This window comes from Undibacterium sp. 5I1 (assembly GCF_034314085.1).
Taxonomy (GTDB): domain Bacteria; phylum Pseudomonadota; class Gammaproteobacteria; order Burkholderiales; family Burkholderiaceae_D; genus Undibacterium.
Genome location: NZ_JAVIWI010000001.1, coordinates 616,349 through 627,818 on the forward strand (window position 1 = coordinate 616,349; position 11,470 = coordinate 627,818).

At 46.6% G+C, this 11,470-nt stretch carries 9 protein-coding genes; 2 read left to right on the plus strand and 7 right to left on the minus strand.

Annotated elements, in window-relative coordinates; all coding sequences use genetic code 11:
* Positions 1 to 17 precede the first annotated feature (17 nt).
* Complete coding sequence (locus RGU72_RS02595; protein ID WP_322118244.1) at positions 18 to 1,940, plus strand: SurA N-terminal domain-containing protein; 1,923 nt, start codon at positions 18 to 20, stop codon at positions 1,938 to 1,940.
* A 165-nt stretch (positions 1,941 to 2,105) separates the two neighbouring features.
* Here the strand turns inward: RGU72_RS02595 and RGU72_RS02600 are convergent, their stop codons facing one another.
* From RGU72_RS02600 to kbl, 5 genes are all read right to left on the minus strand, one after another.
* Positions 2,106 to 2,438 carry a flagellar basal body rod C-terminal domain-containing protein gene (locus RGU72_RS02600; RefSeq protein ID WP_322118245.1) on the minus strand — a complete coding sequence of 111 codons (333 nt, stop codon included), beginning with the start codon at positions 2,436 to 2,438 and terminating at the stop codon, positions 2,106 to 2,108.
* An 88-nt stretch (positions 2,439 to 2,526) separates the two neighbouring features.
* A complete protein-coding gene (locus RGU72_RS02605) occupies positions 2,527 to 3,366 on the minus strand; it encodes a universal stress protein (RefSeq protein WP_322118246.1) in 840 nt (279 codons plus the stop codon).
* Positions 3,367 to 3,873: 507 nt separating this feature from the next.
* Positions 3,874 to 5,259 carry an L-serine ammonia-lyase gene (locus tag RGU72_RS02610; RefSeq protein ID WP_322118247.1) on the minus strand — a complete coding sequence of 462 codons (1,386 nt, stop codon included), beginning with the start codon at positions 5,257 to 5,259 and terminating at the stop codon, positions 3,874 to 3,876.
* 28 nt (positions 5,260 to 5,287) lie between these two features.
* Entirely contained in the window at positions 5,288 to 6,259 is a 972-nt protein-coding gene (locus RGU72_RS02615) for an NAD-dependent epimerase/dehydratase family protein (protein ID WP_322118248.1), read from the minus strand.
* 13 nt (positions 6,260 to 6,272) lie between these two features.
* Entirely contained in the window at positions 6,273 to 7,484 is a 1,212-nt protein-coding gene (kbl, locus tag RGU72_RS02620) for a glycine C-acetyltransferase (protein WP_322118249.1), read from the minus strand.
* Positions 7,485 to 7,715: 231 nt separating this feature from the next.
* Here kbl and RGU72_RS02625 point away from each other — a divergent pair, with 231 nt between their 5' ends.
* The gene (locus RGU72_RS02625) at positions 7,716 to 8,288 is read left to right on the plus strand and encodes an XRE family transcriptional regulator (RefSeq protein WP_322118250.1); all 573 of its coding nucleotides are present in this window, start codon (positions 7,716 to 7,718) and stop codon (positions 8,286 to 8,288) included.
* Positions 8,289 to 8,679: 391 nt separating this feature from the next.
* On the opposite strand, the gene dbpA is transcribed toward RGU72_RS02625, so the two are convergent.
* Entirely contained in the window at positions 8,680 to 10,065 is a 1,386-nt protein-coding gene (gene dbpA, locus RGU72_RS02630; protein WP_322118251.1) for an ATP-dependent RNA helicase DbpA, read from the minus strand.
* 540 nt (positions 10,066 to 10,605) lie between these two features.
* The gene (locus RGU72_RS02635) at positions 10,606 to 11,274 is read right to left on the minus strand and encodes a hypothetical protein (RefSeq protein WP_322118252.1); all 669 of its coding nucleotides are present in this window, start codon (positions 11,272 to 11,274) and stop codon (positions 10,606 to 10,608) included.
* Positions 11,275 to 11,470: the final 196 nt, after the last annotated feature.

Here is an 11,470-nt window from a genome sequence, read left to right on the forward strand (position 1 = left end):
AGAGTGATCGGTTGACCATGTTTGAGTATATTCGTACACACCAACGCTTGATGCAGTTTCTCTTGCTGCTCATTATTTTTCCGTCGTTCGCATTTGTTGGATTGCAAAGTTATACAAGTTCACGCGGCGCGAGTGATGCGGTTGCTACCGTAGCTGGGCAGCCGATTAGTCAGCAAGAGTTTGATGCAGCACAGCGTGATCAGCTCGAACGTCTGCGCCAAACCTACGGTGCTCAATTTGACTCCAAATTACTTAACACGCCAGAAGCACGTCAATCGATCTTGGATGAATTGATTTCCCGTAAAGCCTTAACGGCTGAGCTGACTAGCCAGCATTTGAGTGTGGCAGATCAAACTTTGCAGCAGACAATTATTGCTACGCCTGGTTTAACCAAAGCCGACGGTAGTTTTGACAATGAGAGATACAAAACACTATTGGCGGCGCAAGGTATGACGCCGATGATGTATCAGGAGCGTTTGCGTCAAGATATGTCTTTGCAGCAGTTGTTGACGGCAGTGCAGGGAACTGCGTTTGTACCTAAGACAGTTGCCGAGCGTTTTTCTGCGATCAATGAGCAAGAGCGTGAAGTCCAGGCTTTGAATTTCCAATCAGGTGATTTTGCTGCTCAAGTAAAAATTACTGATGAAGCCTTAAAAGCGTACTACGAAAAAAATGCTGCACAATTTGAAATTCCTGAGTCGATCAAAGCAGAATATGTTGTGTTGAATACCGATGCACTGAGTTCGCAAATCACCGTGACAGACGCGGAAGTGCAAGCACTATATGAACAAAATAAAAAAGCGTACTCAACTGAAGAGCAACGTCGTGCCAGCCACATCTTGATTTCGACTAAGAAAGACGCCAGCGCTGCTGATAAAGCAGCGGCCAAAGCAAAGGCCGAAGGTTTGCTAGCAAGCTTGCGCAAGAATCCTGAATTGTTTGCGAAGTTAGCGAAAGAAAATTCTCAAGATCCGGGTTCTGCAGAACGTGGTGGCGATTTAGATTTTTTTGGCAAAGGCGCTATGGTGAAGGCTTTTGAGGATACGGCTTTTAAATTGAAGCAGGGTGATATCAGTGATGTGGTACAGACAGATTTCGGTTATCACGTTATCCAGCTGACTGCGATAAAGCCTGCCAGCGTAAAGTCTTTGGATGAAGTTAAACCTCAGATTACTGCTGAGATCAAAAAACAAAAAGCAGCAAAAATTTATGCAGATGCAGCCGAGACTTTTACAAACTCCGTGTATGAGCAATCCGATAGTTTGAAAGATGTTGCTGACAAACTTAAATTAAAAATCGAAATAGTATCATCGTTGACGCGTCAGCCAAATCCAGCTTTGCCAGCGACAGCTTTATTTAATAATGCTAAGTTTTTAAAAGCAATTTTTTCTGATGATGTCATCAAGAAAAAACATAATACTGAAGCAGTAGAAGTAGCCCCGAGTACCTTGATTTCAGGACGTATTGTTGAATATAAAGCAGCAAGCAAACGTCCTTTTGATGAAGTTAAAGCGTTGATCGTTGCCCGTGTCACTCAAACTGAATCTGTGGCGCTGGCGAAAAAAGCAGGCGAAGATAAATTGAAGTCCTTGAAAGCCGCTGATAGCACAGCTGGTTTTTCAGATGTAAAAGTGTTTTCTCGTTTGAAGAATCCAGAGATATCTCCAGCGGCGTTTGCTGAGGTGATGAAAGCGGATGTCCAAAAATTACCCGCGTTTGTCGGTATTGATGTTCCCGGTGCTGGTTATACGATCTACCGTATTGGCAAGGTCACTGCTGGCACGGTTGATGTAGCAAGACGTAAATCTGAGCAACAGCAATTGTCTGATGCTTTGGCGCAGCAAGATGTTTATTCTTATATAGAAGCTTTGAAGCAAAAGGGTAAAGTAACGATCAATAAGTCTTTGATTTCTGCGCCTGTTTCTAACGCTACTGAATAAAATATTTTGCTCAATAAAAAAGCACCGTTCGCGGTGCTTTTTTATTGCCTGGTTTTATACTTACTTATTACATTCATTTATTTCGCATACTTATTATGCTTAGTCGGGCTATGTTAGTTTCTTGGTTCTGGTTGTAAATTAAAAATCGGTAATATTATTTCAAAGTTAAGCAGTAATGTTGATCAATGTTCCTAAAACTTGATCAGCAGTTTTAACGATCTTGGCTGAAAAATCGAAGCCCGCTTTGTATTCTAAAGACTGTACAAGTTCAGTGGCGAGGTCGGTACCACTAGGGGCGCTTGGCGCGGTAGCTCCCGAGCTATTGCTAAAGCTGGTAATACTACTATTTACCCCGCCGTTTGTGGCTTCCTGAAATTGTACTTGCTGGGGTTGGAAGCCATTCGTATTGGCGTTTGCAATATTGTGAGCCGAGCTATCCAGTGCCCGTTGATAAGATTGAAGTCCTGACAGACCAGTTTGTAGTGCCGAAATAGACATAAATCACTTTTCTTACAAGGTCTAAATTAAACGTGAACAACGCATGAATGACGCATTATAAAAAAATGTTCGTACGCCTCAGTGTAGCTTAGTGCGACATTAGCACAGGAATAGTCATGCTTTTAAGAATGGTTCTGGTTACGCCACCCATAATCATCTCGCGGAAGCGCGAGTGCCCATAACCACCCATCACCAGTAAATCACTGTCCAGATCATGTGCCAGCGACAGCACCGCATTGCCGATATCAGTAGATGTTTTATGTACTGACACTTCAACTTTGATGCCATGTCTAGCCAGATACAGAGCGATATCTGCACCAGGTTGCTCTCCATGTGCGTCGGGTGTGGACTTGGGATTGAAGATCGCCACTTGTACTAATTCTGCCCGCTTGAGCAGTGGGATTGCATCAGTCACAGCGCGCGTCGATTCGCGACTGGCGTCCCATGAAATAAGCGGACGCTTTGCTACTGACGTGAAATCACCCGTGTAGGGAATGATCAGCACAGGACGTCCAGAGTTCATGATGATGTATTCTGGAAAATCAGGTAAAACCGATGGCGATGGCTCATCATTATTAGTTTGTCCGATCACGACCAGATCGCTGTAACGTGCTTGCAAGCCAATGCCACCACCAGCCTCGTCATTGGCAATCATGCTGGCAAAAGATTGCACACCAGATTCCTGCATACTTTTATTGAAACCAGAAATAGCTTTTTCTGCACGCTCACGTAGCAAGTTTAAATGAATCACTAAGTTAGGGTCACCCATACTGATGTTGCCATCCTGGTAGATAAAACGCGATACGCCAGTCACGGCAGTACCAATCAGGTGAGCATTTTCTGCAATCGCAAGTTCGGCCGCGACCTGGATTCTCAGGTGGGAGCGGTTGGATTCATCCACATGGACGAGTATGGTCTTGTATGACATGGCGTACTCCTGATCGAAGATTACAAAGCTAAGCGATAAAAACTAAGTGATGTGGCTAAGTTATATAACTAAGCGTATACCCATTTCATTTAACTGCAACTTTGATTATTTTTTGGATAACGTATTTATATTTCATCGTTAAAAAAGAGAACAGAGCAAATCCATTCAGACCAGAGTTAAAAATATACTCTCTACCTGTATATATTAATTGTCCAGGTAAAGATTGGACAATAGAGGGTTTTGGAGAAATTTTATGGGGAGTATATAGTCAAGGATATTTACTAAGACCTACTCGACTTGCATAAGACTTGCATAAGCTCGATGAAGAAGCAGGATCTGATTCTGCTTCTTCATTGACTAAAGTAAGTTTATTTGTGTAGGTTTAGTTGTATAGTTTTTCTATGCTGGTATAGCTGTTAAGCACAGTGTGATGTTGCAAATGCGGGTCGCAGAGGTCACATCTTAATGAGTGCAATAAAACAATAGTCGCAGAGCAGAGTACCGCAATTAGCAGGCAGCATGATTGACTGTGATGACATGCACAGCCAAACCACCGAGTGAGGTTTCTTTATATTTAGTTTGCATGTCCGCGCCGGTCTGTCGCATGGTTTCTATTACTTGATCGAGGCTGACATGATGCGTGCCATCGCCTCTGAGCGCCAGTGATGCTGCTGTAATCGCTTTAACTGCACCCATGCCGTTGCGTTCTATGCAGGGGATTTGTACCAGGCCGCCGATCGGGTCGCAGGTCATGCCTAGGTGATGTTCGATACCAATTTCGGCTGCCGACTCGATTTGTTCATTAGTGCCGCCCAGCGCTGCGGTGAGCCCGGCAGCAGCCATGGCGCAGGCTACGCCGACTTCGCCCTGGCAACCGATTTCTGCTCCAGAAATAGAAGCGTTTTTCTTACAAAGCATGCCGATTGCCGAAGCAACTAACATAAAATTGCGGATACCTAATTCTGGATTACTTGGTTTGCAGTCTTCTGCGTAATAGCGCAATACAGCTGGGATAATACCCGCGGCACCATTGGTAGGGGCGGTAACGACGCGACCGCCTGCAGCATTTTCTTCGTTTACCGCCATCGCATATAAGCTGACTTTATGCATGCCGTCATGTGGTAAAACGTCCGCACTTTCATTGGCGCTGCGCCACAATTTTGCTGCACGTCGTTTCACGTGCAAACCGCCAGGTAATTCACCTGAGATTTGCAAGCCGCGTGAGATGCATCCCTTCATTACAGCCCAGATTTTATCGATACCTGTATCGAGTTCTGCATCGCTGCAATGGGTGATCTCATTCGCCCGCAGCATCGCGGCAATGGACAGCCCAGTGCGCTGACCGTGTGCCAATAACTCTGCCATTGTGCCGAATGGAAAAGGTCGGGAGGACGTGGCGTGATCATTATCCGCGTTGGCCGATTGCAGCAACTCTGCCTCAGTCGAAATAAAACCACCACCAGTAGAGTAAAAGACCTGATCGCAGCTAGTGCCATCGTTACGCGTCAAGGTAAAGCGCATGCCATTTGGGTGTCCTGGCAAAACTTCTTGTTTGCGCCATAAGAGGTCGTCCATCATGTCAAACTTGACGGGATACTCCCCCAGCAAATTCATACTGCCGCTGCTTGCGAGCGCAGTCAATTTATCTTCAATCGTATCGGGAATCACATCTTGCGGTGTCTCGCCCATCAGGCCGAGTAATACTGCTTTGTCAGTGGCATGACCATGCCCCGTTAACGCTAGCGAACCGTATAAGGCAACTTGTACTTTACTGACTTTAAATAATTCAGGACATTCGAGTAAAAACCGCCGCGCCGCAAGCATCGGGCCGACGGTATGTGAGCTGGATGGACCTACACCTATTTTAAATAAATCAAATACACGCATGTCCATACCAAACCTCACTTTGTCTCAAAAATTTTTATGCAGCCTGGGCTTGTGCTCCAGTGCTGATCTTTACGTTCTTCAACATGTCATTGACTAATTGTGTCATGCCGATCTCTGCCTGCCATCCCCAATCCTTGCGGGCGGCACTGTCGTCAAGGCTCTGTGGCCAAGTAGCGGCAATCGCCTGGCGGCTATCTGGCGCGTAGTGTATGTCAAAGTCGGGCAAATTTTGTTTGATTGCAAGGGCCAATTCCCGTGGATTGAAGCTTAAACCAGCGACATTGTAAGAAGAACGTATACAAAGTTTGCTGGCAGGTGCATCCATCAAAGAAATCGTCGCCCGGATCGCATCAGGCATATAGATCATCGGCAATGTTGTCTCAGCTTCCAGGAAGCATTCATAAGATTCACCACGCAAAGCGGAGTGGAAAATCGCAATCGCATAATCAGTCGTGCCGCCGCCCGGTGGCGACTTGTAGCTAATGATGCCTGGATAACGAATGCTACGAACATCAACACCATATTTTTGGAAATAATATTCGCACAGACGCTCACCCGCTAATTTGCTGATGCCATAAATCGTACTTGGGTCCATCACCGTATATTGCGGTGTGTTGACGGCTGGCGTGTTAGGACCAAATGCAGCGATGGAGGACGGCCAGAATATTTTTAAAGGTTTACCCGCTTCACCTCGGATACGTGCCAGTTCTAAAATATTCAGCAAGCCATCCATGTTCAAGGTCCAGGCTTTTAACGGTGCTTGCTCGCCTGTGGCAGATAATAATGCAGCCAGTTGGTACACCTGAGTCACGGTATATTTTTCTACGACCTCTGCAAGACGGGCTGTGTTTAACACGTCGATGACTTCATAGATTTTTGCGCCATACAAACTGTTAGGGCTGATATCTGCCGCAATGACATTGTCTGCGCCATATTGTGTGGCTAATGCTTCAACCAGTTCACTACCGATTTGACCATTCGCGCCGATGACTAAAATACGTTCCATGTGCTGTCCTTTATTAAATTAAACCAAGTTCACGGCCTGCTTGCGCAAAGGCGGCGAGGGCGGTATCGAGTTGTTCTGTTGTATGCGCTGCGGATAATTGCACTCGTACGCGTGCCTGACCCATCGGTACCACCGGATAAAAGAAACCAGTAACTAAGATACCCAATTCATACAAACGCGCAGCAAATTTTTGTGCTACTGGAGCATCGAATAACATCACTGGTACGACAGGATGTGTGCCGGGTTTGATAGTGAATCCGAGCGCTGCAATTTCACGACGGAAGTGTGCAGTATTGGCATGCAAGCGATCTCGCAATTCAGTAGAAGTCGATAAGCGTTCCAGCACCGCCAGCGATGCACCTGCAATGGATGGAGCTAAGGTATTAGAAAATAAATAAGGACGGGATTTTTGACGCAAGGTGTCGATCACTTCTTTACGCGCTGCGGTGAATCCACCCATCGCACCACCTAAGGCTTTGCCCAATGTACCGGTGATGATATCGATGCGACCTAAGACGTTGTGATGCTCATGTGTACCGCGACCTGTTGCTCCCATAAAGCCCGAGGCGTGACACTCATCAATCATGACCAAGGCATCATATTTGTCGGCCAGATCACAGATTTTGTCGAGCTGGGCAATCGTGCCGTCCATTGAGAACACCCCATCGGTCACAATCACGCGATGACGTTTGCTTGCCGCAGCTTGCAATTGAACTTCCAGATCCGCCATATCGTTGTGGGCATAACGGAAGCGGGCGGCTTTACATAAACGGATACCATCGATGATGGATGCGTGGTTCAGAGCATCAGAAATAATCGCATCATTCTCATCAAACAAAGGCTCGAATACACCGCCATTGGCATCAAACGCCGCCGCATACAAAATCGTATCTTCAGTACCCAGAAAATCAGCAATCGCACGCTCTAATTGTTTATGTACCGTTTGTGTGCCGCAGATAAAACGGACTGAGGATAAGCCATAGCCATATTGTTCGGTCGCTTTGATTGATGCCTGCACCATCGCTTCGTCACCAGACAAGCCCAGATAATTATTGGCGCACAAATTAATCAGTTGGCGACCATCATCACAAGTGACTTCGGCACCCTGACGCGACGCAATCACCCGTTCCGGTTTATATAAGCCTTGTTCGCGCAGGCCATCCAAGTTCTGGCTTAGACCGCTAAAAAATGATTGTTTACTGGATGTGTCGGTGATGTCGCTCATGTTTGGCTCCTGGTGGCTGTGTAAAACTATGTTATGACTTTTCAGGACTTACACAAGATCGCTTCAGCAATACTGCTGGAACAAGTTTATGCAAATCCTGGATTTAAAACTAACCCACCCATCGTAATGCTCTGGTAAGATGTTTTCAAATAATTAAAATATTCGATATGAAGAACTAAAGTTCGATATAGTGGATATTATCTGTGCTTGTTCAACTATGCAAGAGGCAATATGAAAAAAATTTTGAGTAATACGCCGCCAGAAGTAGGCGCTACTTTGCAAAGAATGCGTCTGGAGCGTGGTCTGACGCTGGACGATTTATCGCGTACAGCCGGTGTTTCTAAATCGATGCTGTCACAAATAGAGAGAGAAAAAGCCAATCCCACGATTGCCGTTGCGTGGCGGCTGGCGAATGCACTAGGCGTCAGTATTGCCGAATTGCTGTCAGCCGAAGCGCCCAAGGTCGATGTCATCCGTATGCTGGAACCGCATGAGACACCAACTTTGCCAGGTGAACACGCGGGTTATGTGTTAAAAATTTTAGGCCCGATGGAACTGGCAGGTAAGTATGAGTGGTATGAACTGATCCTGGCTCCGGGCGGTGCGTTAGTGTCTAATTCACATGACCCCGGTGCGACCGAGCATTTGACATTGCTCAATGGTCAGGTAGAAGTAGAAGTAGACAGTATCAAGAAAAAACTCAAAGTCGGCGGCACAGCGCGGTATGAGGCGGATAAGAACCACGCAATCCGCAATATTGGCAAGACGGAAGCGAAGGCGCTAATGGTGGTGATCCATCGGTGAAAAGGATTTATTGCAGCGCCACACGTTTGCAATTTGTCTATCATTAAAATGATACTCCCTATATGTATTTTTTAAATCCCCAATGATTTATTGGGGAATATGGCTAAATAGCTTATAAAAATGGGGAGTATATTTAACTCAGGTTTTCTATTAGACCGCTACCACTCCGCAAAAAACGCAGACGGCATCCGATGTTCAGAGGTGCAGCACCGCCGCGATTTGAGTGTGAGCGCTACCGCAACAATTGCACCTTTGGCAAATTGCCTTGCGTCGTCGTCGCGTGCAGCCAGTCAGTCCGCCAAAGGCACACTTGTCGCTGTTCCAATGAAAACTCTGGGTTTAAAAATCGATGAAATAAGGTTTAAAAAAACTGAGTGGACTATAGCTAAGCTCAATAAATCGCCCGCATCCTGAATTGACGCCCTTTGATATTGCAGCGGCTTAATTTATCCAGCGCCTGTTCAGCGATCTGTCGGTCTAGCGCGACATAAGTCATAAATTCAAACACATTGATCTTGCCCACTTGCTCTTTGCGCAAACCAACATCACCTGTCAGGGCGCCGAGCAAATCACCGGGACGCAACTTGTCTTTTTTTCCGCCCATGATGCAAATACTGACCATTGGTGCTTGTAGGGTGGTGTCAGAGGTTGTATCCAGTTCAGCAAGTTCATGCCATTGCACCGACTGCCCCTGGTATTCTTCGATGAGCTTGACCCATTTTTTCTCACTCGGTGTTGCCAGACTGAGCGCTAAACCTTTTTCGCCAGCTCGACCTGTACGGCCTATGCGATGGATATGGACTTCAGTATCTTTGGAGACATCGACATTGATGACAGCGCCCAGAGTTTGGATATCCAGACCCCGTGCAGCAACGTCGGTGGCGACCAGTACCGAACAACTTTGATTAGCAAAACGGACCAAGATTTCATCACGCTCGCGCTGCTCCAGATCGCCATACAGCGCTAGCGCATTGATGCCTTGCGCTTGCAATTCATCTGCCAGTTCGCGGCAATGGACCTTAGTATTACAAAAAGCGATCGTCGAAACCGGCTTGTAATGCGATAACAAGCGCGCTACCGCCGCATTGCGTTCCTCTGGTGTGACCAGATAAAACAGTTGTTCAATATGGCTGCCGGTGTGTTGCGATTCCACTTTGATTTCGGCCGGATCGCGCAAAAATTGCGCACTGGCTTTGCGGATGTCGTCAGGGTAAGTAGCAGAAAATAATAGCGTCTGGCGACGTGGTGAACACGCCGCAACAATGCCGTAGATATCTTCATAAAACCCCATATCGACCATGCGATCTGCTTCATCCAGTACCAGCGTCTGTACGGTATTTAAATTGATACTCCCGCGGCCGATGTGATCCAGAATCCGTCCCGGGGTTCCGACCACGATATGCGCGCCATGTTCCAGCGAGGCTATTTGCGGGCGCATCGGCGCACCCCCGCACAAGGTCAAAACTTTGATATTTTCTACTGAGCGAGCCAGACGACGTAACTCATTCGATACCTGATCCGCCAGCTCACGCGTCGGGCAGATCACCAGACCCTGCACCGCAAAATAGAGTGGATTGAGCTTGGCAAGGATGCCTAGACTGAACGCCGCTGTTTTACCACTCCCTGTTTTGGCCTGCGCAATCACATCACGTTGCTCCAGAATCAGGGGCAAGCTCGCTGCCTGGATCGGCGTCATCTCTAAATAACCGAGACTCTCCAGATTAGCCAGTAACGGGGCTGATAAGGGCAGGGTATTGAATAAACTAGGATTTGTCATGGGAGGTGTTCCAGAAAGCGATCAGATAATTATAGGGACAACGCAGTCTAGCACTCCCCTCATTTTTCTCATAATGTGGGACACGACACGACACGATAGCGTGGCTGAGAGAGCTAAGTTGCTCATCCCGGGGAGCTTATGCATTCCAAGGGAGAAGCGATAGGCAGAAAACAAAAAAGTCCTTGAGTTTGAATAATCAAGGACTAGGCATTGTTTAGTTGCGAGGTCGGGATTTGAACCCATAATCTAAGGGTTGTAAACCAAAACCTAGAGGCGTTTAAAATAAAAAATACTCAATGAAATTAATGCATTGTCATATGCTAAGTTGGTCGGATTATACTGGAATTTATGCACTCAAGTGCAGCAAAAATTCTGACTTTCCTGGATAAACCGAGATTTCAATTAGGTGCACCAAAGGCGCCCCCAGTAATTGATCACACGAAGGGCTAGCCATATGATTGCGTACTTTATAACATACGCTATGCCCGACGATTCGTTTCTTGGGAAAGGTCTTTTGTCAGACTGATGCAGGCTTACTGTTTACTCAGTTTTAAAGCAGGCATTACAAGTCGAATCCGCAAACCTCCTCTGACATATCTTCTCTCCAGGGTATTTTGTCGCTAGCTCCTTGTAGTCTGTGCAAGTAGTTGTAGAAAGTGCGGCGATATTTGGTTGTTGCAATGTTATACCCACCTTCGGATCAGTCACTGTCAGACGGGATCCGTCCGTATCCGACCTAAGTTCAATGGCACTAGCTTGCGTAATTAATGTCAGAGCACTTGCCTGATTTATAGATGGGCCAGCAACGAGAATGGCAGCCATTTTATGTTTTGAGTCGAGTGTCAACATGGCGTTGCTGCCATTGTCCATGGTGGCATAGCCGCCTCGCTCGATACCTTCCTCATCATAAATAATAAAACCGGCTGCCTTCGACCCCCTGTTAGCAACATGTCCGCCAGCCATCACTGCATTGGGCAAATCGCCACCCATACGGGCATGGACCACACCTTTGTCATCTACGACAACGACTTCTTTCGCTTTAATACTATCAAAAATCGCATTTTTCAGACTGGAGCCGGCAAATGCGCCGCCGCCAGCAACAAGCAACAACACGCTCACCCAAAACATGTTTTGACGGGCAATCCGCTTGCGTAAACGGACATTTTCTTGTTCGCAGGCGCGAACTCTATCTTCAATACTATGCAACATTGCGATCTCCGGAAGTCTGTAGATTTTCGATATCTAACCGGGAATAGTATTCCTGTATGTTATGAAATAGTCAATTAATAAAATTCAAGCCCGACATTTCTGCTACTGCGTTATGAAACGCAGCGATGGATTACCTCAGGCTGATTCGATATGTACGCCACCTGTCCTGTCAGACTCATCCGCAAATATTTTGATG

Bases quoted from the DNA above. Each gene is read 5' to 3' on its own strand.
- RGU72_RS02600 (WP_322118245.1), bottom strand. From the start codon at position 2,438: ATGTCTATTTCGGCACTACAAACTGGTCTGTCAGGACTTCAATCTTAT.
- RGU72_RS02605 (WP_322118246.1), bottom strand. From the start codon at position 3,366: ATGTCATACAAGACCATACTCGTCCATGTGGATGAATCCAACCGCTCC.
- RGU72_RS02595 (WP_322118244.1), top strand. From the start codon at position 18: ATGTTTGAGTATATTCGTACACACCAACGCTTGATGCAGTTTCTCTTG.
- RGU72_RS02625 (WP_322118250.1), top strand. From the start codon at position 7,716: ATGAAAAAAATTTTGAGTAATACGCCGCCAGAAGTAGGCGCTACTTTG.
- dbpA (WP_322118251.1), bottom strand. From the start codon at position 10,065: ATGACAAATCCTAGTTTATTCAATACCCTGCCCTTATCAGCCCCGTTA.
- RGU72_RS02610 (WP_322118247.1), bottom strand. From the start codon at position 5,259: ATGGACATGCGTGTATTTGATTTATTTAAAATAGGTGTAGGTCCATCC.
- kbl (WP_322118249.1), bottom strand. From the start codon at position 7,484: ATGAGCGACATCACCGACACATCCAGTAAACAATCATTTTTTAGCGGT.
- RGU72_RS02615 (WP_322118248.1), bottom strand. From the start codon at position 6,259: ATGGAACGTATTTTAGTCATCGGCGCGAATGGTCAAATCGGTAGTGAA.
- RGU72_RS02635 (WP_322118252.1), bottom strand. From the start codon at position 11,274: ATGTTGCATAGTATTGAAGATAGAGTTCGCGCCTGCGAACAAGAAAAT.